This is a genomic window from Bradyrhizobium sp. Ash2021 (genome assembly GCF_031202265.1).
Taxonomy (GTDB): Bacteria; Pseudomonadota; Alphaproteobacteria; order Rhizobiales; family Xanthobacteraceae; genus Bradyrhizobium.
Genome location: NZ_CP100605.1, coordinates 23,076 through 43,201, shown reverse-complemented (window position 1 = coordinate 43,201; position 20,126 = coordinate 23,076). Strand labels below are relative to the sequence as shown.

Genomic DNA, 20,126 nt, shown 5'->3' with positions numbered 1-20,126 from the left:
TAGCTCCTATTGGAACGAGGTCACCGACAAGATGCGCCCCGATGGCAAGCCTATCGTCGAAACCACGACCATCACCACCAACACGGTCGAAGGCTACTATTCGATCTTCAAGCGCGGCATGAAGGGTATCTATCAGCACTGCTCGGAGAAGCACCTGCACCGCTACCTTTCAGAATTTGATTTCCGTTATTCCAACCGTATCGCCTTGGGCGTTGACGACGTGGAACGTGCAGACCTTGCCGTCAAGGGCGCGGCTAGTAAGCGTCTGACGTATCGTCAACCTCACTAAGCGAGACCTGAGCAGACAGGCTAGGCGCTTCCTGCGCTGGCGATCCAAAGGGAGGAAATCGTGACTCTCCGGATATCAGCAACCCCTCACCAAGACCATATCGTGTTGGAGATAGCGGACGCCAATGGTGAGTCTGGCGCGTCAATTGGGCTAAGTCGCGATGATGCTCTCGCCCTGATAGGATCGATCGCCAATGCGGTAAATGCTCTCCCGCACGATTCTTCAATACCAATTCACCAGCAGCGGGCGTTTCTGCGCGCGAAGCATCCTTCATTTCAGGTCGGCCTTGCATCCGATGGCGGCACAATCTTGGCGATTCAGCCGAGCCCGTTCCCGCCGATAGAGTTTGAATTTGATGCGGATAGTCTCAGCAAGCTGATCGCCGACCTCAGGAAAGCGGCTAATGTGCCGTCGCACCCTCAAGGAAAGCCCAGCTAATCCTTCCTCGGCTCTCGCACGGCTTTCTTTGCCGGTTTCTTTTCTTTAGGCTTGTCCTTGAGCGGCTTGTGCGGCGCGCTTAACCCGGCCCGCAGCGCGGCCTCAAAACGGCGCTGGGCCTCTTGTGCAGTAAATTGATCGTCGTCAGGTTTTTTTGTCATGTCCGAGAGCGATCAAGACCCCAGATTAGATGAACATATGAGGTGGCTGGGCCACGTTGCGGCCATGTCGGCATCCTTGGACTTTAGCGTCAACATGGCGATTTGGGAACTGGCAAACGTTGAACGCTGGATCGGGGCGTGCCTGACGACGCAACTCTTTTCACCGTCCAGCCGCTTCCGCGTTCTGATTTCCCTTATCCAGGTACGCGGTGGATCGCCAGACATCATCACCAAGGTCAACAAATTCGCCGAACGTGCGGGCGGATTGGCCCGCCGCAGGAACGCCTATGTTCATGATCCTTGGACCATTGAGGAAGAAGGCGGCGGAGTGCATCGGATCCATGTCACCATGGAGGGCACCTTCAAGTTCGGCTTTACGCCCACCTCGATTGAAGAACTCAAGCGTCTTCACGACGACATTCAAGACAGTATTCTGCGCTTCGATCAATTACGCGAAGAGGTGTTTCGCTCCTTGCCGCCATGGCCTCGAACACAGTTTTCACGATCGCGTGGTATTCGCAGCTATCTAACAGATCGAAATACCGCCCCGACAGAGCCTCAGCCCCCGCCGCAATCATCGAAGGGGTGAGTTCAATGGAAACCTCGGGCGCGCCAGCGTCCCGCGAATCGGTTTCCGGGCCGCAGTCCTGTACTATATCTGGTTCATGTGGTGTCAAGTATATAATCCCCTTAGAATACATTCCTAGCTAAACAGCTTCTGCAGCCAGGGCTTGGTCGACACCTCGACCATGCGGTTTCGGTGGAAAACTGGTGGCCAAGTCGATGTTCGGCTAGCCGTATGTGGACATCCAGCGCCGCGACATCGCAATCGCCCGCAGATGATGTTGAATCCGGCCGTACCAATGAGGGGAAGTTCATGAGTCTCAGAGCAACCGGCGCCGGCGCTTCACACGAGCCCACCCTGCATTGCCCGAACTGCAACCACGAAATCAAGCTCACGGAATCGCTGGCCGCTCCCCTCCTCGAGGAAACACGACAGCGCTTTAATGAGCAGCTGGCCGCCAAGGACGCAGAGGTCGCCAGGAAGACCGAGGCCCTGCGCAAGGAGCAGGACGCGGTCGCGCGGGCGCGCGAGCAGATTGAAGATCAGGTTGCGCAGCGGCTGACGGCCGAGCGCAGCCAACTGGTGGCAGCCGAGGCCAAAAAGGCCCTTGAAGCGGTTGCGGGGGATATGCAAGCCAAGGCGGCAGAGACCGCCGAACTGCGCAAGAACCTTGAAGCCAGCGATGCGAAGCTGGCTGAGGCGCAGCAGGCTCAGGCCGAGGTAATACGCAAGGAGCGCGCGCTGGCTGACGAAAAGCGCGAAATGGACCTCACGATTGAAAAGCGCGTTCAGGCCTCGGTTGACGACATCCGGGCGAAGGCCAAGCAAGAATCAGATGAAGCTGCGCGCCTGAAGGTTGCCGAGAAGGACCAGACCATCGAATCAATGACACGCACGATCGAGGAATTAAGGCGCAAAGCCGAGCAAGGCTCGCAACAATCCCAGGGTGAGGTTTTCGAGGTTGAGCTTGAGGAGCTTTTGCGCAGCAAGTTTCCGATGGATGCCATTGAGCCGGTCGCCAAGGGCGAGTTGGGGGCCGATGTTATTCAGCAAGTCAACGGCTCTGTCGGGCAACCCGCCGGCATGATCCTCTGGGAATCCAAGCGGACCAAGGCCTGGAGCGATGGTTGGCTGGCCAAGCTCCGTGAGGACCAGCGGCGCTGTGGCGCCGACGTTGCCCTCATCATCTCGCACGCCCTTCCCAAGCACATCGAGCATTTTGACCTGGTCGACGGCGTTTGGGTGGCGCACCCGCGTTGCGCACTGGCCGTGGCGGTTGCGCTGCGTCAGACCCTCATCGAGATATCGAGTTCGCGGCTGGTCCAACAGGGACAGAAAACCAAAATGGAGCAGGTCTACGAGTACCTGACGGGCACGAGATTTCGCCAGCGGGTCGATGCCGTCGTCGAGAAGTTCAATGACATGCGTGAGGATCTCGACAAGGAGCGCAAATTCATGGGTCGCCAATGGGCCAAGCGTGAAACCCAAATCGTTGCGGTCATTGAATCCACGGTTGGCATGGTGGGCGACCTGCAGGCGATCGCCGGCAAGGCGATGCCGGAAATAGCTAGCCTCGACACGCCGATGCTTGAAGGGCCAGGAGAAGCCGCGGCCTAACAAGGAGGAGAACCCCCTCCCCTCTCCCAAGGAAGCCGCCCTCGGGCTCTACCTTCAAAATTGCGAAGAACGGACGCTATCCTAGTGCGGCTGCCCAGATGACAATTGAGCAACTGCTGGAGCCTTTTCGCGAACTGGCGCCTTTGTAAGCCCGCTTGCTATTGGAATCGGTTACCAGAGGCGCGTGACCATACGGGGCGTCAGTCGAGCGGCTTTGTTTTATCCACAACTGACTAACCGGACGGGCAAGGCGCCAGCCGGCTATAAGCGCAAAATAAAGGGCCATAGGTACTTTGGAACGCGCATGATTGTCCGCTATTGAGCATTGGACGGGTAAGCAAAAGAAGCTATCCTCGCCGAGTTTGACCGGCTGATGAACGCGACTGCGGCAGTCACGATGTCGCTGACTGGCGACGCTCAACGGGTTGCTGCGTCCATAGGTTCGATCAGAACAGAAATCGACGGCCTGATACGCCGAGCGGAATTGATTTTGGCAAAACTGTCTGATCTGGAACTTTTTTTCCAACCAGCCACGCTGCACGCAATTTGCCAGCACGCAGAGACAGCGGTTCCTAGACGGAAGCGTCATTTCGCTGGCTTGATGAAGTTGTCCACGCGCGACGTATTTGTCGAAATGCCCAAGGATTTTGTCATACCGAGTGCTCGGCCGATTGAAGCGTTACGGGCGGCGGTCACCGGAGCTGTTCCCGTACCCGCGGCGAGAGCCCACCATCGTCAGCGTTTCAGGCGAGACTTACGTCGTCAGCACGCGTCAAAAGTCGGAATCGGTTTGGGTTGCCTCGGGACACTTTAAAGGTGTGCAGCACCGTACCGAAGACCGGACTGAAGGCGCCGCCGTCAAACAATGGGAGAATTGGGCCGCATACAAGAGCGGCTCATGAGGAAGATACTGATGATTTTTCCCCGCGCGTGACCGTGATTTTACGAGGCCTTTCGCTCGCAGCGTTGGCCCTCACCTCGCTTTGCGACAATGCCCGGGCTTGGAGCGACCCGGGCCACAAAATCATTTGCGAGATTGCTTTCCAGCTCGCGCACCAGGACACGCGGGCCGCAGTTCGCAGGCTGATGGAATCCGATACCGAGTTCAAAACTTTCTCTGATTCTTGCGTCTTTCCCGACCATCCGTTCCGCGGCCAGCCGAGAATCCGCGCGCCCGAACACTACGTCAATCTGCCGCGAGATTCGAAGGGGCTGACTTCGGACAATTGCCCCAAGGCAGACAAATGCGTACTCACCGCGATCTTGAACGACGCCAAGGTTCTTTCGTCGAAAGACGCGGCCGATGCCGATCGCCTAATTGCGCTGAAATCCTTGGGACACTGGGTTGGTGATATCCATCAGCCGCTGCACGTCTCTTTCGAAGAGGACCGCGGCGGCAATAATATCAGGGTGAACGGGCAGTGCTCCGGAAATCTGCACGCGACATGGGACAACTGCCTGGTGCAGCACGCGGTCGGTCCCGACATTGCGGACGCGGTAAACGATCTTTTGGAAGGCATCACGCCGGAACTGCAAACGCGGTGGCTGGCTTCCGAGCCAAGAGATTGGGCGAACGAGTCTTTCGCTATCTCAGAGGCCGCCAAGACCGGTTATTGCGTGATGGGCGGGGCTTCCTGCAACATGCCAGCCGGTAGCGTCACTATCGGCGCGGATTACCTTGATGCGAACGAACCCGTCGTGAAAGAGCAACTGCAGAAGGCCGCCGTCCGGCTCGCCCACGTGCTTGACGCCGCCTTCGGGAATTGAGTCTACCTAACCAAAACGCCTAAATCGCGGATCAACGTGCACGCCTTCCTGCGGTTTGATGATCTCGCCACCGAACGGGAAAATCATTTCAATTTGATCGGCGTGGGCTCGTTTCCGACCCGCTGGCTGCTTTCGCTCAGGTTGCGGCAATGGCGGAAGCGTTGGCGTGTGCCCGGCAAGGATATCCGCTACCGATACGACCTGCAGGCGAGGCAAACGACCATGTGCGGATTTTCGAACAAAGCCTGCGCTCGCGGCCTCTGACAGCATTGGGCCGGTAGGGCTTGCGAGAGTGACCATGACTCCCATCTCAGCCTCTTCGCGCTCAATGACGCCGCGGAGATCACGCACCATCTGCACTCCGACGTGCTCGCCACCCTTCACCGAAGCGACGATGCGGCCGACCCCGTAGGGGCCGTTGTGAAAATAGATGTTACCGTCAATGCCGCGATCGGCACCCTTCTTGTCTTCACGATAGGTTTGCGATCCGAGCTTCCAAGCTGCCCACCATTGAAACTGATACTTGTCGCGGCGTGCCAGTTCGCGCGCACCCGCCAGATCCGTCGGCCGGCCGTGAACCGAATAGTCAACGGTTGGATATTTCGCCTTCAACCGCCCTTCGATCAGGGTCATCGCATAGTGCGCAACGTCGATGCCGATCCACCGACGACCATTTTTCTGCGCACTTTCGAGGCTCGTTCCACAACCGCAAAACGGATCTAGGACGACGTCACCCGGCTTGGAAGAGGCCTGTATAATCCGATCAAGCAAGGCAAGGGGCTTCTGCGTCGGATAACCCAAGCGCTCTTTAGCTGTCTGGTTAAGGCGGTCGATATCTGTCCATACGTCGCCTACGATCACACGCCGAGATTCCGGGTCAAACGGAGTCGCAGCTTTTCGACGGGGCCAACCGCCGTTGCTCGGCCAGTGAATCAGTTTGGCACGGTCCCACTCATTCATTTGGCGGTGGTTATTCCCCCAATGGCGGCCCATCTCCGTGGGGTTGAATCCTTTCCACGGCTTCCCGCTTTCACCTTCTTTGGTGACCCCGGCGCCGGTGAGTTCAAACGTCTGATACTTCTGTCCGTCACTTCCGGTGATCAACGTATGCGGGAGTTTGGCTTTGTCGGCAGGCGCGGTCTGGCTAATAAAGTTGGCGTTTTCGCTTCCGTACATGAGGATTGTGTCATGCAGCCGCGGCCAATTCCCTTTTGTACCACGAGCGTTGGTTCGTTTCCAGATTATCTCGCTTCGAGCCTTTTCGTGACCGAATACCGCGTCGAGAACCAATTTGAGATAGTGGCTCGCAGTCGGGTCGCAGTGCAGGTACAGCGAACCATCAGGTTTAAGCACTCGCCGAAGTTCAATGAGGCGAGCGGCCATCATCACGATGTAGGCCATCATTGCGTTTTCGCCGAGCCACTTCTTGAGGCTTGAGACGACCAGGGCAACGTCGCCGTTTGCATCGATCACGTCGGCGTAGGCGTCTCGGGCGGCGTCCGCCCACTCCCACGAATCTCGAAACGCTTCCACTTGCGCGTCAGATTCCTGCCCGGTCGGAGAGCGGAACAGCACGTTATAGTTGGCGTCTGAATTAAAAGGAGGGTCGAGATAGATCAGATCGACGGACTCGTCCTTCACGTGCTCCCTGAGCACCGTAAGGTTGTCACCGAAGTACAGCCGATTACCGCCGCCGCCGTTCAGGCGGGCGTCCATTCTGGTCATCGCAAGGGTCTCCTACCCAGCGACCAGAATAAGGCAGGCTGGTTAGATTCCCGTTGAGGACATGGTTGCTGAAATATGAAACTTCTACGCGTCTGCGTCAGAATCCAAGTCGTCGAAATCATCGAAGTTGTCGTGCGGTATCGCTCTGCGGGCAACAAAGATGCCGACGATCCCTTGCTATCTTCCTGAGATGGACAGCAGTCCTCTTGCTCTTTGGGCTTCGCCGCCGGATCCAACTCCCACACGGCTGCGACGACCTTCTCCTCGTCCAGGACATCGAGCAGCCTGTTGATGGTGACTTCGCAATCCTGCTAGCCGGGCTCAAGGGGCCAGACAAATAATTGGATCAAGAATTGATCTCTTCAACGCATCGCCACTGCTTGCTCGGCGTTAAACCTTCGTTTGTTTCACAGTGGCATCTAGTGGCTCGAACATTCTATCGGAAGAGAAAGCCATTGAGCGACCAAGCCGATCTTGAAAAGAAAACCATCGAGGCGCTGGGGCAATATCGCAAAGCCCTCGCCACGGTTGAAAGCCAGGAACAAAAGGAAGCTACCGCGCAGCGAGCGCTCACGCGGATGCTCCCCGATCTTGAACGCGCAATCCTCGAAGACTGGTCACCATCGGTCGAAGACAATCTGGTTCAAACCGGCATGGCGGCGGTCTCGCAATCTAACGAAGCGTGGGACGCCTTGAACAAGGCCACCGCTACATTGGAGGTAGCCCGCCAAGCCCTGGTCGCCCTGGAGCAGCAACTTGGGTATATTCCAGGCGCATCGAACGTTGCGGCAAATTCCAGGTCCATCCGGCATAGCCCAAATAGTGGTTGACCTATTACAAGCCCAGACACGCGGTTGGTTACTTGCTGCGTTCGTCGCCTCGCGTATCACCCCGCTGTTCGATATTGACGCCCTGCTCCGCGCCGCGACGCCGGCTATCGGCAAGCTCCGAAAGCTCCTTCTTCAACACATGCCGGCGGGTTTCGATCGCCGGCATATCCTTCACGAATTGACGGATCTGTCGCGCAAGCGCGTCATCGCGCGCCGTCCCAGAGCGTTGCAGCTCAGCCGCGTAGTCGAGATATCGCCGCCGGATCGCGTCCTGACGTGACCGGATTCGGGCGTCCCATGGTCGTTCGGTCGTCTTGCCGGCCCTTACCTCACGGAGAACCTCCTCCCGCGTGAGTCGATCGACCTCGGAGGTAATCCCGCGCTTGCGCAAGGCCAGCACCGCGCCGCGATCGGCCTTTCGAACCCGTCCGCGGGTGCGCCGCGGTGTGGCCTCTGCGGTGATCCCGCGAAGCCGAAGCTCCGCGGCAAACCGTTCCCGCCAGGCCTGAAGATCCGCCTTGCGCGGGTTGAGGCGCTTGCCGTCATGACCCAAGGACCGAACGGTCAAGTGCACGTGGGGATGCTTGTCGTCGAGGTGCTGGACGAAGACGTAGTCGTGATTGCCCTCGAACGTCTCGATGGCAAATGCCCGGGCTGAATCCTTCACCGCGACAGCGTCGGTGCCAGCCGGCATCGACAAAATGATGTTGATCGAAAGCGATCCATCGCGGCGGCGCTTGTTGTCGAGACCGGCATCATCCTCCCAGCGTTGCTGCAGGTCTTTCAATCCGGAACGACCCGTCATTGCCGCCCCCTGCTCTGTTTCCGCATCAAGCTCGCCGTTTCGCGTGATGTATGCCAGGTGCGACTTGAGATGCGCCACGCCCTTGGTGCGACCGGTGATCTTGACCATCACCTCTGGTGCTCGGCGCACGATGCGTTCGAGCTTTGCACGCATCGCCGGCGTAAGGTGGCCGGGAGCGGCCGGATCGGGGATATCCCACTCGGCCCGCCGTGGACGCCGATTGGGCGTTTCCCAGACGTACGAGATCGGCGGAAGTTCGGAGGCCAAGCCGGTTGGGCGCGGCGAGTATCGCCGACTCATCGCCGCCCATCCCAATAATCCGCGTTACCGTTCAACGCATTACGTAATTGTGCCAGCTCTGTTTCGATGACCAATTTGGCCTCTTGAATTGCGGACAGATCGGGCTCAACCGCCCTGCCCTGCAGCACACTGGTATTTGCGGCGCGCGCGACCTGGTTAATGTTGCCGCCGATCCGGTTGAGCTCGCGAACAATGGCGCGAAGCGCGGCATGCTCGTCCGGGGAATGCCGCACTGGCGAGCCCAATCGCGAGCGCACCAGCGCGACGATCCAGCCAGTTCGGGTCATGCCACGCTGATGTGAAACTTCCGCGAGCTGCCGCATCTCGCTCTCGCGAAATCGCACCGTCACCTTCTCCGACCGTCCGACCGGCAACGCCGAGATGCGCCGCGATGGTGCATCTAGTGCATCAGCAATGAAACGCCGCAGCAGCGCGGATTTGCCGCCCTGGGTAGCTGCCAGAACTGAGAACTCCGCCGCGACTTCGTCGGAGACGCGAAGCGAGATCAGAGCCATGCACTCCAATCCCAATCGCGATGTAATACATCGCTGGCGCGAAGCCTATCCTGCACTAGAAAGCAAAAAAACGTACCCCTCGGTGTTGGTTCAAACCAACACTCTTTGTATTCAGGGCTCGCCACGCCGAAGCGCTCGACGGGCCCTGCCCTCTCTGCCAAATTCTGCCCGCGGTCCCCCTTTGACCAGGTAGCCATCGCGAACACGTATCCGTCGGCAGCAAGGGAAACGAACACGCTAACTAACGTCGGCGATGTGGACCGCGACTTTCCAGCAGCCTGCGGCCTCACTACAGCGCTATGGGGAGCGCGTTCGGCCTTCGGCTGCTGCGCTAACGCGCCATCTTTCGGATGGGAAAGTCGCTCCGTCGCCACACGCCGGTAGTCTGTCTCTGCGGCTGCGAAGGTGTCGAACGAGTTCATCTCGACAGGATCTCCTCGATCGTGAGAGCCGACGCCGGAACTTCTTCTGCATGGTCCGCACCATCGACCAACACCACCGCGTGACGGGAGCCTTGCGTCGCGAGTCGATCGACAACCAGCTGTCCGGCCCGGTTCTGATATCGAACTCTGATTGCCAGCGATGCTGCCGATTGTGAAACGACGCGAGTTTTTGGCGGTTGATGATCGGTTGCTGCCTCCCGGCCTTTCGCAGCGGCGCGGGGCAGAACTGCTTCCGGCAGGAGATCGCATCGTTCGGATCGGGGTGGTCCAGCAGGCGATTGGTCCTGGGCATTGGCGCGGTCGGCCGCGGCGCGTACGTCCCGGGCCAGTTGCCGAGCTTGCGCGTCGGTGAAGCTGTCCTGCGTCGCACACAGCCGTTCGATCTCGCCCGGATGCGTGCGCCAAGCCTGGTAGAGTTCATAAAGAGCACGGATCGAACTGCCCTCAAGTCTCGCCCGGAGAAATTCCGGCATGCTTTGAACCGAAGCGTAGCGCGACACCCAGTCTCTTGGCTTGCCGAGCTTGCGCGCAATGTCCGCTTGGGTATCGCCGGCGTCCAACCGGTCTGCGATGAACAGCGCGATCTCAGGCGCGCGCAAATCATCGCGCTGGATATTCTCGATCATCTGCGCGTATCGGTCTGGCAAACCTACCTCTTGAACGAATGCGGGCATTTCACGCAGCCCCGCGCGCTGCGCAGCACGGTACCGGCGCGCACCCATGACGATGACGTATCGTCCAACCTCATTGGAACGACGAAGCATGATGGGTTGCAGCACGCCATGCTCGCCAATCGATTGTGACAGCTCCTCCAGTTCCTGTTCGCTGAAGTTACGGCGTGGCTGATCGGGGTCTTCGTCAATGCAGTCGATCGCGACCAAGAGCGGCCGCCCGGTTGCTGCGTTAGGATTTGCAGCGGCGTCGACCAGTTCTTTAAAGCTGAGATCGAGCGTCATTCGTCGTCTCCTGATCGAGCCGTTCTACGATCTTGGCGAGAACCGCGCGGATTTCTCGACCCGCTTCTTGTGCCGAGCGGCGTTTCAAGCTCCACACCGGAACCCGTTCCGCAACGGCTTCGGCATAACCATCCCTTGCAACAATCTGGCCTGGGAACACGTACTTGCCCGCTTCGCGCAATAACTGCTCCAAATGCGTTCGTTGGCGAGGCGACTTGGTATTGAAGTTCGAAGGCAGCAGGCCGAGGAATCTCGTGTCCTGGCGACCGTACCGTCGTTGAACACCGATCACGGTCTGCATCAGTCCTTTGACGCCCTTTACGGAATAATCTTCCAGGTAAATCGGCGCCAGCACATGCGAGGCGGCGACCAGGCAAGCGACGCTGCGAAGGCCAAGCGATGGCGGAGTGTCGATCACGCAGATATCGAACCGTTCGGCGGCATCGGCGAGATTCTGCTGCAGGGTCATGACGGCAGCAGCATTGCCGCGATCGATATCCGTCAAGGAGCTGTCGGCCGGCGCCAGCGTGATACCGCTGTTTTCGCCGGCGACGAGCCGGGTCGCCGGCTTGAAGAGATCGGCCGCCGAGGTCGACCCTGTATGCTGCCTGAGCGTGTCTGTCGCGTTGCCCTGCGCATCAACATCGATCATCAGAACCCGGCGGCCAGCTTCCGCCATAAACCAGGCCAGATGCACAGCAAGCGTCGTCTTGCCGACGCCGCCCTTTTGATTGTTGATGACGATCGTGTTCATCGGGTGAACCTTGATGAAACTATCTGCGCCCGTTTCATCGATTTTCCCCCTCCAACCGTGCTGCGCCTGCTGGCACGATCTTGATGAAACCGGCCGCTTCATCGCCCCTGTTGGTTTGAACCAACACCCGCTACGGATCAGCGCGTGCCGCACAATCCTGAAATCCGGGCACAAAATCCCCTGCCAGAAGAGTCAGGTAGACCGATCCAAAAGAAAGAAGGCGCCGAGTCGAAACCAGTTCACATCACTGGACAGGCGACGGTGGTGTTGACGGAAGACAACCGAAACCGGAAGCCCAGCCGCGCCCCCTGCCCTGTTGGTTTGAACCAACAATGTTCTGGGGCCTGCGCCAGGTTACGATGTCCGTAACGGCCGAAACGACGAAACAGAGCAGAAGCCGCGAGACGCGGGCAGAGGGCGAGCGCGCGCGGCACCCGGCCGAAGGCAAAGAATTTTTTGGCGGCGAACGGCGAGCGCAAGGAATCCAGCGGAGCCCCCGCTTGCGGATGGATCCGGCAAGCGAAAAATCTTCTCCAGCGGTCGACCGAGCCGTCGGCGGCCATAGGAATCCAGCCATGCAACGGGGAGCGACAACTCGAAGCCGAGGAAGACCCTATGACACCGGTTCGCGTAAGGTCGGCAACATCGCCCGCAATGCAGCCGAACGACCTCGCTACGGCCGCTCAAGCCGGAATCCGGCACAGTCCCCGGTCTTCCCATCGCTCAAGCTCGTCGCTTTTCGTGGAGCCGGGAATTGATCTGCGACATCAGGATCGGCCCAAGGGAAAATTCCCCGACCTCCGCTTTTCGCGTCAGTCCGCGCAAGTAGCCGCCAGCTGATCTGATCGTGGTCCCACGCTGCAGGATGCATGCGACGACGACCGCCGCTTGCATTTCGCCCAGGACGGTTTGCGCCTCCTCCCAGGCGCTCGGACTGATCCCCAGCATCGATCGCACAACGCCCGCGGTGGCCAGGAAATCGCGCCAGTTCGAAATCCCGCCCTTCGCATAATCGACGATGTCCGGGCATGCACTCAGGACCATTCCCAACGGATACGAACCTTCCGCGACTCGCGATGGTTGAAGTTTTGGCTCAGCTCTCCCCGCCCTGCCTTCTTGGAGGCTAGGTTCAAGATCAATAGGGGCGTCTGTATTTGAATTCTGTATGTGGCGCTCAGACTGGGACTCATTGGCGCTCAGATTCTTGGATTTAATGTGTGCCTCCAGGAGATTGAGCACGTCGTCGGCAAGTTGAGACAACTCGTCGGCGATCGGCTCGAGCTGCTGACGCGTAGCGGTCCTCGGAATCTGGGCTAGCATTGCCCTGAAGGCGGCGTGGACTTCTTGCCAGTCGGCCGGCCCCTGCCCTCCCCTGCGCGTCGGGACGCCTTCCTCGATGCCGGTGGCAATCATCTTGGCGATGTCGCGCCGGCACAACGTGATGCGCTCGCGCACAAGCTTGAGCGCGCGCGCCTCTGCTTCGATGTCGGCCGCCAGGTGCTCGAACTCTTCTGACCGCACGACGAGCGGTGACAGATCGAAGCCGAAGGCAAGCTCGATTTCGCCGGCGCCGCTTTTCCGCGCGTAGCGTTTGCCGTTTGGGCTATCGCGCCGAATGATCAATCCAGCGTCGACCAGGACGGCGAGGTGGCGGCGTAATGTCGAAGCGGGCATGCCGTGCGCCCGCAACGTCAGCTTGTCGTTGGACGGAAAGACGATAAGGTCGTCCTCCCCTGTCAGTGCCGTCTCCGGATGGAAGGTCAAAAGCGCGTTCAACACAGAAAGCGAGCGCTCCGACACCCCAAGGCGCGGCCGCGCCGTACAGATGGCGTGGAAAACATTCCATTTGTGCACGACCTTTTCAGGGGGCCGCGCCGTAGCCCCCATTTGGCTCGCCACATGCGCGAGCGTCAGCGATCGCCGCCCAAAGGGCGTCGTTGGAGAGTGTGACTGCATGTCTTTGCCTCATGCGGGCAAAGAAAATCTGCTCGCCAAAACGGCGCCGTCGCTAAAGACGCTTGACTGCGATTCGCGAAAGTGATTCTCTGTCAGTCGCCAAACATGACGAGAGAAGGCTTTCGGACGGAGACGTTTCGGGGGCCTTTTCTTTTCCGCTATGCTCCTACGGTTAGAGGACGGAAACGCGGGTACGCATCGCGTCGCCTGACCATGAGAGGTCCGGACGGCGCCATATCCAAAGGGGCGAGACGCGCGATGTCATTCATCGGTGCGTCCCTCGCGAAAAGCGCGGTAGAGTTCCGGCAGCCGCGAAATCACAAAGTCTCCAAACGCCGGCGCGGCCTTTTCATCAAGCGCGAGCGTGACGCTATCTGCGCGACGTTCGATCTTCACGATTTTCTTGCCGTCGTCGTCAGTCCAACTCGTCGGCCGTGGAGCTTTGGGCTTGCGGGGCGCCAGCGCGGCGAACGTGATCGCGAACCGTTCGTCGGAAGTAGCACGCACGAACCGATCGCTAGCTACGCTGTCAGCCAATGCCTTTTGTTCGTGGCGACCCACCATCCGCTCTGCCAGCTCCATCCAGCGCCGGCGGCCCGTTTTCGGCGCTGGCCCGATCGCGTCGACCAGGCTCCGTGGCAGGGCCCTCGTGACGGAGATGAGGCGGGAGAGTTCTGTCTTGTCGACGCTGAGCGCCGCCATGATGATCTCACGCTTGAATCCACGATCCTCGAGCGCGGCGGCATAAGTTGCCCGCTCAATGAACGACAGATCCTCGCGTTCGCCATTCTCTTTGCCTTGTGCCACCACCAAGTCTTCGTCGCTCAGGTCACGGACCACGGCCCGCGCGGGATGGCCAAGTTCGGCAAGCGCACGGACGCGACGATGGCCATAGGCGATCTGAAATCGTCCTGGACTGGTTGGATGCGGGCGAAGGAGGATCGGAACCAATTGTCCATTGGCGCGAATCGATTCGACGAGAGCGGGCTGCTTCTCGTCGACGCCCGTCATGCGATCCGGAACGATTGAGGAGTCGATCAATCCTGGATCAATTTCAACGACGGCTTGACCGGTGGTGAGTTGTTCGGTCAGGGCCTTGGCGGCATCGCGCTCCGCGGACAACATCTCGAGCGAGCGGCTCATGGCGCCGACTGCCCCGCGCGATCCGAGTGTTGGTTGGGAAGGTTTCCGATTGTCGCTGGGCTCACCAGACAGCGGTTCGTTGACCGCGGTCAACTTGTCGTCCATGAGGTCAGCAAGCAGGTTTTTGCGACCCATTAGGCCCTCCCCCATGCGGTCTGGATGAGGCTTTGAATTTCGCCATTGACGCTGTCCAGCGATTCCATCGCGCGGTCGTAGGTAGCGCGTGTGAACTGATCGCGGCTGACCTCATAGAGTGTTTGCTTCGTGATACCGGCGTCGGAGATCGCCGTGCTTTTCAGCATCATATTGGTGACCATGCGATCGCCGAACAGCGAGCGCATGAAGCCGACCATTTGGGCCTGCGGTCCATCACCGGGCTCGTAGCGCGTCACGAGATAGCGCATCCAATCGTAATTCATGTTGCCGCCTGCCTTGGCGACGACGGCGAGGAGGTCGGATGTCATGATGAGGAATTGGCACATCGACATGACGTCGAGCATTTGTGGATGCACCGGGATCAAGATCGCGGTTGCCGCGCAGAGCGCGGAGAGCGTGAGAAACCCAAGTTGGGGCGGACAATCGATCACGACGACGTCGTAACGGTCCTGGACGGTGGCGAGGGCACGGGCAACGCGGGCGAAGAACAGCGGATCACCCGACTGGCGCATAGCTAACGCTTTCGGGGTCTCGTGTTCGAATTCCATCAGTTCGATATTGCCGGGGACGATGTCGAGCCCCGAAAAGTAAGTCTGTCGAATGATCTCGTCCAGCTCGCGACGCGCGTCGTCATAGCGGATGGCGCCGTAGAGGGTTCCGTTTTCCTCGACGTCAAACTCTGGCTGATAGCCGTGCAGCGCCGAGAGCGAGGCCTGCGGATCGAGATCGACCGCGAGCACCCGATATCCCTGTAGCGTGAGATGTTGAGCGAGATGCGCGGCGGTGGTGGTCTTGCCTGATCCACCCTTGAAATTGACGACGCCGATGACTTGCAACTGTTCGCCCGCGACGCGATGCGGTCGGTATCGGCGCACGCCCTTGCCGGATTCGTCGAGATAAGCCCGAAGGCTCTGAATGTCTTCGAATGTGTACGACCGTCGACCCGATGGGCTGGTGTCAGGCTGAGGGCCCCTTCCCTCCAGCGACAATTGGCGGAGGTAGCCGTCATTGATACCGACGAGTTTAGCGACTTCGCCGGATGTAAACCGGCGGAGGTTCTTGCGAGCTTTTGGCGGGAACAGCTTCATGCGATGGGCATGAAGCTTCGCGGAGAGTTCCCGCGCGTCGGCCGCAATCGTATCGTGGATCGATGGGAGCGCGGCCGACGGGATTGGCGCGATCGCTTGTTGGTCGTTCAGGGCCACGGCTTTCTCGCGTAGTTACGAATTTCGGATGCAGGATATGCGCAAAGCGTGGCTAGTACGCCCGATTCTGGCCGATCGCGCAACAATTAAAGGGTAAACGAATCCTTAACAGTCATACTGGGCCCCTCCCGGAAAAGTTGACCGCGGTCAACTCCACGGAGATCCCACCTCGCGCCACCACCCGCTCGTGCATCCGCTGGACAGGTTCCGGCCCGCACGCGAAGGCTGATCACCCCCCGATCAAGAGAAAGTTGACCGCGGTCAACTCTCCTCGAATGGCCCGAATCGCGTCCCAGCCGACGTCCAGTCTACCCCTTTTCACCCCGCCGCTAGACTAGCCGAATTTACGTTCGGCCTCGGGCCGCGGCCGTTCAAACACCGAGCCGTGCAGCTTGACCGAGTCGTCGATCTGCTTCGTTGTAATAATTGGCCGCCTGTTGCACGGATCGATGCTGGGATTGCTGCATTGCCTCCGGCAAGGAAACTCCGCGTTGCGCCGCCTCCGTCAGATACCCGGATCTCAAGCCGTGGGCGGAAAACTCCCTCGCCTCCAAGCCCGCCAGCGCGCAGCGCCGCTTCACAATCAGATTGATCGACTGCGGCGTCAGCGCCCCCTCCTCCACCGCCTCCCAACGGTCGATGGCACGGAAGATCGGCCCCTTGCTGATGTCGGCCCGTTCGAGCCATTCGCGCAGCGCCTCAACCGGCGGCCCGACCAGCAGCACCCTCCCCGCCTCATCCGCTTGGCCGGTCTTGGTGCGGCCGAGCTGAATGGCCACGCACGGCAACGTCTCGGATTTTGGGTCCTGCGGATTAAACGGGACCGGCGGTTCGTCGCTGAGCTGCTCGACCCGCAGCCGCGCCACCTCGCTGCGCCGGCGTCCGCCGGAGGCGAACGCCAGCAGCAGGATGGCAAGATCGCGGGTGTCGGCCAGGCGGTCGGACCGGCAGGTAGCGAGCAGACGGTCAAGGACGTCGCGGGTGACCGCCCGCTTGCTCCTGCGCTGCCGCGGCCGGTTGCTGGCCCGGACCGCCAGCCGGAGTGCCGAGCGCAAACTGGGCGAGCGGAACGGACCCTCCTGCCCTTTCCAGCGATGCAAGGTGCCCCAGCTTGCGAGGCGCCGCTTGACCGTCGAAGGCGCATGCGGGCCGGTGCTGCGCAGCATCTCGCTTTTGCGTAGCGCGGCGGCGACCTCAGCCGGCATGCCGTGCTGGGGATCGGTCTCGCGCTTCGCCGGGTTCCACAGATGGTGCGCCACGAATTTCAACGCGAGGCTTTCCGAGGCCGGCCACGGCAACGCCGCACAGGTCGCGGCCTGAGCCCAGGCTTCAAGATAGGCGAGATCGGAGGCCAGCGCCCGCAACGAGTTCTCGCCGAGGCCTTCTTGAGCGAGATGCTTGAGCGTCGCAACGTCGTCGTCGGTTAGGAGCTCGGCGAGCCGGTCGCGCCGCTCCATCGGCAGGATGGCCGAGAGCGTGTCGAGCTGCAGCGCCCGCCGAGTTTCGGGGTCGGAGACCAGCGCGCCGGAGGTGATGTCGTCCATGGGTGGCGCTCCGTCAGAATCCATAAGGCTCGTTCGCCAAGCGCAGCAGCCCGCGCGCGTCATCGTGAGGTAGGCGGACGCGCCGCTCACGCAGCCCGGCCGCGATGGCCTGGCCGATGCCGGCCTCGACCGAGAGGCCGCAGGTCATCAGGAAAATCCAGCCGAGCCAATAGTCGTCGTCGATGCGCACGATGCGGAACTCGAAACCCGGGAATGCGCGGGCGTGGGCGGGGACCCGATCCGCATAGGCAGAGGCGGGATCAAGCCCGGTCAGGACGGCTTCGAGCGAGGCGGCATCCGGAAGGCGAACAGGAGCGGTCATCCCGTTTCGCTTTCATCGGTCCAGGGATTGAACAGCGGCACGCCGAGGGGCGCAAAGTCCTTTGTGTTGCGGGTCGCGAGCACGAGCTGGTGGGCGAGCGCCGTTGCTGCAAAGAAGCCGTCCATGACGGAGAGCGCAAAGCCGCTCTGGCGCGCCTGCGCCATGACGTCGCCCCAACGCTCGGCAATCGCCGGATCGATGGGCAAGATTCGTCCCGAGAAGCGCCCCGGCAGCTCGACCGCCAGCCAGGCGGCCAACGCTTCGCGACGCCGGCCGTCGTCCATCAGTGCAATGCCCCGCCGCAGCTCGGCGATCGACGCCACGCTGATGAAGGCCCGATCCTCGTCGATCGTATCGAGCCAGGCGAGCACCTTGGGCTCCGGCGCCGGCCGCCTGACTTCTGACAGCACATTGGTGTCGAGCAGAACCTTCATAGCTCGAGGTCACGCGGCTGATCGCGGACCCGCTCAAGATCGAGATCGGCATCTCGCAGCGGCGAGGTCAGCAGGAATTCAGCAAGCGTGCCTTTGCGGACGGTCTTGCGCGCCCATTCCTCGGCCGAGACGACGACGACGCTCGGCTTGCCGTGGCGGGTAATGATCTGAGGCTCGGTTTGAGCCCGCTCGATCACCTCGGACAGCCGCGCCTTGGCTCCGGCCACGGTCCAATGGCCCGAACCGTGCGCGGGGGACTTTTGGGATGCGGTCACAGCTTGCTCCTATGACTATAATGACTAATGTGACTATAAGCGACCTCAGGGAGATTTTCAATGTGGCGAGGTTCACCTGCTGCCACCGCGCTGCTATTGTCGGCAACCGAAAGGAGGGGTGCGTCATGGCCTTCCAAACCGACAAGCTGAAGACCGCCCCAACGCCCGAAGCCGCCGAGGCAACCGACCCGTACCAGGCGGTCGCCCGCGATCGCCGGGTCGATCGGACAGAGGATCTGAACGAGGAGATCGCGGCGGTCGAAGCCAGCGAGATGGAGCCCGGTTTCGAATATCTCGATGCCGAGCTTGCGTCTGTGGTCGAGGTTGGCGTCGACTTCGCCCGAAAACTTCGGGCGCGCGGCGATGCCGCCAGGGGACGGCCGGCCGACAAGGCATTTCGCGACAGCCTGTTCGACGATTCCTGACCGCGATCGCGCCCACCCGCGGATCGCCGGGGCCAAAATCGACCGGAAGGGCAGGGGACTTTGTCTTCCGGAAGGGCAAAGCCCCTCAGCAGGGCGGGCTCTCAGGTCGATTTGGTGCCCAGACGACACGATGTCCGGACTTCCGGACGGCCAGAATTGCTGATTTGCGTGCTGACGTCCAACGCTATCGATAAGGGCTGGTTATCGATAGTCAGAGGTGGCCGGGAACCCGCCTCGCTATGACGGAACACAACTCCGTGCTAGCTTCCGTTTGACCGATTCCCGTTAAGGTTATCAACACCTTGGTATCCGGCTACAAAATCCCCGATCCGCTGCCCTGGGCCCAGCTCGCCGGGCCGCTCGCCGCGGCCGAGGACGCGCTCGCCCGGCTCGACGAACGCCTGGCCAACAGCCCGATCCAAGAGGGGTGGATCAGCCGCACCCATTATACCGATGCCGCGGCCTGCCTGTGGCTCGACGGCGAGCTCGTCCACATCGAAGATCTGGTTCTCCATGACGCCGGCATGGACGTCCGCGCCCCCACCCACGAGCTGACCCGGGCGCATGCCGTGCTGCGCGCCCGCCGGCGCATCGCGGCGGAAAAACCCGACTGGACGCTGTCGGCCACCGGGCTTGCCGCCTTGCGCGGCCGCGGCAGACCGGGCGACCGGGACGAGGGGACGGGAGGCAACGAGACGAGCGACCGGAAGAAAGAACGGGGGGACGACTCCGGCGAGGATGACGCCGACGGGGGGCCGGTCGAGGCGCACCCCGACGCGTCGTTCGGCGTCATCGCGACCGACCCGCACCTCGCGGCCGCCTTCGCCGCGGTCGACGCCGCGAACGCTAGGGCGGAGCGGACGCTGGCGGGCGAGCGCCGGACCCGGCCGGAGCGCGACCCTTTGGTCTACGATCCCGACTGGGACGAGGACGCCCGTCTCGCCGACTGGCGCGGCGTGGTCGACCAGACCCGCGGCGTGCCGCCGACGCTGGCGGCCGCGCTCGCCGCCGAGGCCTGGGGTGCGGTCGAACCGCTCGAGCACACGCCCTGGCTCGGCCGCCTGCTCGCCGCCGCGCTGCTGCGCCACCGCGGCAAGACCCGCTGGCATCTGCCCTGTCTCTGTGTCGGGCTGAAAGCGATTCCCCGTGAGCGCCGGCAGCCGCGCGACGCCGCGGCGCGGCTCGCTGTGCAGCTCGAGGCCATCTCCACCGCGGCCGAGGCCGGGCTCAAGGATCACGACCGCTGGCTGATGACGAAAAACCTGCTCGCCCGAAAACTCGCCGGCCGCCGCGCCACCTCAAACCTGCCGGCGCTGCTCGATTACGTGCTGACCCGCCCGATCGTCTCGGCCGGCATGATCGCGCAGGAGCTGAGCATCACATCCCGTGCGGCCCAAAACCTCGTCGCCGAGCTCGGCCTGCGCGAGGCGACCGGGCGGGGACGCTATCGGGCGTGGGGGATTCTTTGAAGAACTTTTCCCTCCCAAGCATGCCCTGGACG

21 protein-coding genes and 1 pseudogene are annotated in these 20,126 nt (G+C 61.1%); 8 read left to right on the top strand and 14 right to left on the bottom strand.

The genetic code is table 11. The annotated features are described in order from the left end of the window. Positions 1 to 70: 70 nt before the first annotated feature. A pseudogene (locus tag NL528_RS45080) lies at positions 71 to 289 on the top strand (transposase); the annotation flags it as partial. 60 nt (positions 290 to 349) lie between these two features. Next, positions 350 to 727 carry a hypothetical protein gene (locus tag NL528_RS45075; protein ID WP_309185686.1) on the top strand — a complete coding sequence of 126 codons (378 nt, stop codon included), beginning with the start codon at positions 350 to 352 and terminating at the stop codon, positions 725 to 727. On the opposite strand, the gene NL528_RS45070 is transcribed toward NL528_RS45075, so the two are convergent. Further along, the gene (locus tag NL528_RS45070) at positions 724 to 888 is read right to left on the bottom strand and encodes a hypothetical protein (protein WP_309185683.1); all 165 of its coding nucleotides are present in this window, start codon (positions 886 to 888) and stop codon (positions 724 to 726) included. The two genes, NL528_RS45075 and NL528_RS45070, sit on opposite strands and share 4 nt — an antisense overlap. On the opposite strand from NL528_RS45070, the gene NL528_RS45065 reads away from it, so the two are divergent. The 3 genes from NL528_RS45065 (at position 887) to NL528_RS45055 (ending at position 4,837) form a co-directional block, all read left to right on the top strand. After that, a complete protein-coding gene (locus tag NL528_RS45065; protein WP_309185682.1) occupies positions 887 to 1,477 on the top strand; it encodes a hypothetical protein in 591 nt (196 codons plus the stop codon). The genes NL528_RS45070 and NL528_RS45065 overlap by 2 nt on opposite strands. A gap of 288 nt (positions 1,478 to 1,765) precedes the next feature. Continuing rightward, the gene (locus NL528_RS45060; protein ID WP_309185680.1) at positions 1,766 to 3,070 is read left to right on the top strand and encodes a DUF2130 domain-containing protein; all 1,305 of its coding nucleotides are present in this window, start codon (positions 1,766 to 1,768) and stop codon (positions 3,068 to 3,070) included. Positions 3,071 to 4,000: 930 nt separating this feature from the next. After that, positions 4,001 to 4,837 (top strand): S1/P1 nuclease, encoded by an 837-nt coding sequence (locus NL528_RS45055; protein WP_309185679.1) that lies wholly within the window; start codon positions 4,001 to 4,003, stop codon positions 4,835 to 4,837. Positions 4,838 to 4,843: 6 nt separating this feature from the next. Here the strand turns inward: NL528_RS45055 and NL528_RS45050 are convergent, their stop codons facing one another. Beyond that, positions 4,844 to 6,562 carry a DNA methyltransferase gene (locus NL528_RS45050; RefSeq protein WP_309185678.1) on the bottom strand — a complete coding sequence of 573 codons (1,719 nt, stop codon included), beginning with the start codon at positions 6,560 to 6,562 and terminating at the stop codon, positions 4,844 to 4,846. A gap of 455 nt (positions 6,563 to 7,017) precedes the next feature. On the opposite strand from NL528_RS45050, the gene NL528_RS45045 reads away from it, so the two are divergent. Then, the gene (locus NL528_RS45045) at positions 7,018 to 7,392 is read left to right on the top strand and encodes a hypothetical protein (protein WP_309185676.1); all 375 of its coding nucleotides are present in this window, start codon (positions 7,018 to 7,020) and stop codon (positions 7,390 to 7,392) included. Between the two features lie 28 nt (positions 7,393 to 7,420). Here NL528_RS45045 and NL528_RS45040 read toward each other — a convergent pair whose 3' ends face one another. The 12 genes from NL528_RS45040 to NL528_RS44985 form a co-directional block, all read right to left on the bottom strand. Continuing rightward, positions 7,421 to 8,497 carry a relaxase/mobilization nuclease domain-containing protein gene (locus NL528_RS45040; protein WP_309185675.1) on the bottom strand — a complete coding sequence of 359 codons (1,077 nt, stop codon included), beginning with the start codon at positions 8,495 to 8,497 and terminating at the stop codon, positions 7,421 to 7,423. Next, on the bottom strand, positions 8,494 to 9,012 hold the full coding sequence (locus NL528_RS45035; RefSeq protein WP_309185673.1) for a MobC family plasmid mobilization relaxosome protein: 519 nt from the start codon (positions 9,010 to 9,012) through the stop codon (positions 8,494 to 8,496). The genes NL528_RS45040 and NL528_RS45035 overlap by 4 nt, the downstream gene beginning before the upstream one ends. 418 nt (positions 9,013 to 9,430) lie before the next feature. Then, entirely contained in the window at positions 9,431 to 10,411 is a 981-nt protein-coding gene (locus tag NL528_RS45030) for a ParB/RepB/Spo0J family partition protein (protein WP_309185672.1), read from the bottom strand. After that, on the bottom strand, positions 10,389 to 11,165 hold the full coding sequence (locus NL528_RS45025) for a ParA family protein (protein WP_309185671.1): 777 nt from the start codon (positions 11,163 to 11,165) through the stop codon (positions 10,389 to 10,391). The genes NL528_RS45030 and NL528_RS45025 overlap by 23 nt, the downstream gene beginning before the upstream one ends. A 239-nt stretch (positions 11,166 to 11,404) precedes the next feature. Next, positions 11,405 to 11,728, bottom strand: a complete 324-nt coding sequence (locus NL528_RS45020) for a hypothetical protein (protein WP_309185669.1) — start codon at positions 11,726 to 11,728, stop codon at positions 11,405 to 11,407. A 160-nt stretch (positions 11,729 to 11,888) separates the two neighbouring features. After that, the gene (gene repC, locus NL528_RS45015; RefSeq protein ID WP_309185668.1) at positions 11,889 to 13,121 is read right to left on the bottom strand and encodes a plasmid replication protein RepC; all 1,233 of its coding nucleotides are present in this window, start codon (positions 13,119 to 13,121) and stop codon (positions 11,889 to 11,891) included. A gap of 261 nt (positions 13,122 to 13,382) precedes the next feature. Continuing rightward, on the bottom strand, positions 13,383 to 14,399 hold the full coding sequence (gene repB, locus NL528_RS45010; protein WP_309185667.1) for a plasmid partitioning protein RepB: 1,017 nt from the start codon (positions 14,397 to 14,399) through the stop codon (positions 13,383 to 13,385). Continuing rightward, positions 14,399 to 15,619: a plasmid partitioning protein RepA gene (gene repA, locus NL528_RS45005; RefSeq protein ID WP_375144132.1), complete on the bottom strand. Its 1,221-nt coding sequence runs from the start codon at positions 15,617 to 15,619 to the stop codon at positions 14,399 to 14,401. The genes repB and repA overlap by 1 nt, the downstream gene beginning before the upstream one ends. Positions 15,620 to 15,996: 377 nt before the next feature. Next, positions 15,997 to 17,169, bottom strand: coding sequence for a site-specific integrase (locus NL528_RS45000; protein ID WP_309185665.1), 1,173 nt, complete (start codon positions 17,167 to 17,169; stop codon positions 15,997 to 15,999). Positions 17,170 to 17,182: 13 nt separating this feature from the next. Continuing rightward, the gene (locus tag NL528_RS44995) at positions 17,183 to 17,491 is read right to left on the bottom strand and encodes a hypothetical protein (protein ID WP_309185663.1); all 309 of its coding nucleotides are present in this window, start codon (positions 17,489 to 17,491) and stop codon (positions 17,183 to 17,185) included. Beyond that, positions 17,488 to 17,925: a type II toxin-antitoxin system VapC family toxin gene (locus NL528_RS44990; protein WP_309185661.1), complete on the bottom strand. Its 438-nt coding sequence runs from the start codon at positions 17,923 to 17,925 to the stop codon at positions 17,488 to 17,490. Before NL528_RS44990 ends, NL528_RS44995 begins: the two co-directional genes overlap by 4 nt. After that, positions 17,922 to 18,200 carry a type II toxin-antitoxin system Phd/YefM family antitoxin gene (locus tag NL528_RS44985; RefSeq protein ID WP_309185659.1) on the bottom strand — a complete coding sequence of 93 codons (279 nt, stop codon included), beginning with the start codon at positions 18,198 to 18,200 and terminating at the stop codon, positions 17,922 to 17,924. Before NL528_RS44985 ends, NL528_RS44990 begins: the two co-directional genes overlap by 4 nt. Positions 18,201 to 18,325: 125 nt before the next feature. On the opposite strand from NL528_RS44985, the gene NL528_RS44980 reads away from it, so the two are divergent. Both NL528_RS44980 and NL528_RS44975 read left to right on the top strand, forming a co-directional pair. Continuing rightward, positions 18,326 to 18,625 carry a prevent-host-death protein gene (locus NL528_RS44980; RefSeq protein ID WP_309185657.1) on the top strand — a complete coding sequence of 100 codons (300 nt, stop codon included), beginning with the start codon at positions 18,326 to 18,328 and terminating at the stop codon, positions 18,623 to 18,625. A 302-nt stretch (positions 18,626 to 18,927) separates the two neighbouring features. After that, positions 18,928 to 20,094, top strand: coding sequence for an RHE_PE00001 family protein (locus NL528_RS44975; protein ID WP_375144129.1), 1,167 nt, complete (start codon positions 18,928 to 18,930; stop codon positions 20,092 to 20,094). Positions 20,095 to 20,126 lie beyond the last annotated feature (32 nt).

Excerpts from the sequence above, each read along its gene's own strand:
- NL528_RS45065 (WP_309185682.1), top strand. The coding sequence starts at position 887 with ATGTCCGAGAGCGATCAAGACCCCAGATTAGATGAACATATGAGGTGG.
- NL528_RS45070 (WP_309185683.1), bottom strand. The coding sequence starts at position 888 with ATGACAAAAAAACCTGACGACGATCAATTTACTGCACAAGAGGCCCAG.
- NL528_RS45060 (WP_309185680.1), top strand. The coding sequence starts at position 1,766 with ATGAGTCTCAGAGCAACCGGCGCCGGCGCTTCACACGAGCCCACCCTG.
- NL528_RS45050 (WP_309185678.1), bottom strand. The coding sequence starts at position 6,562 with ATGACCAGAATGGACGCCCGCCTGAACGGCGGCGGCGGTAATCGGCTG.
- NL528_RS45040 (WP_309185675.1), bottom strand. The coding sequence starts at position 8,497 with ATGAGTCGGCGATACTCGCCGCGCCCAACCGGCTTGGCCTCCGAACTT.
- NL528_RS45035 (WP_309185673.1), bottom strand. The coding sequence starts at position 9,012 with ATGGCTCTGATCTCGCTTCGCGTCTCCGACGAAGTCGCGGCGGAGTTC.
- NL528_RS45030 (WP_309185672.1), bottom strand. The coding sequence starts at position 10,411 with ATGACGCTCGATCTCAGCTTTAAAGAACTGGTCGACGCCGCTGCAAAT.
- NL528_RS45025 (WP_309185671.1), bottom strand. The coding sequence starts at position 11,165 with ATGAACACGATCGTCATCAACAATCAAAAGGGCGGCGTCGGCAAGACG.
- NL528_RS45020 (WP_309185669.1), bottom strand. The coding sequence starts at position 11,728 with ATGGCCGCCGACGGCTCGGTCGACCGCTGGAGAAGATTTTTCGCTTGC.
- repC (WP_309185668.1), bottom strand. The coding sequence starts at position 13,121 with ATGCAGTCACACTCTCCAACGACGCCCTTTGGGCGGCGATCGCTGACG.
- repB (WP_309185667.1), bottom strand. The coding sequence starts at position 14,399 with ATGGGTCGCAAAAACCTGCTTGCTGACCTCATGGACGACAAGTTGACC.
- NL528_RS45000 (WP_309185665.1), bottom strand. The coding sequence starts at position 17,169 with ATGGACGACATCACCTCCGGCGCGCTGGTCTCCGACCCCGAAACTCGG.
- NL528_RS44995 (WP_309185663.1), bottom strand. The coding sequence starts at position 17,491 with ATGACCGCTCCTGTTCGCCTTCCGGATGCCGCCTCGCTCGAAGCCGTC.
- NL528_RS44990 (WP_309185661.1), bottom strand. The coding sequence starts at position 17,925 with ATGAAGGTTCTGCTCGACACCAATGTGCTGTCAGAAGTCAGGCGGCCG.
- NL528_RS44980 (WP_309185657.1), top strand. The coding sequence starts at position 18,326 with ATGGCCTTCCAAACCGACAAGCTGAAGACCGCCCCAACGCCCGAAGCC.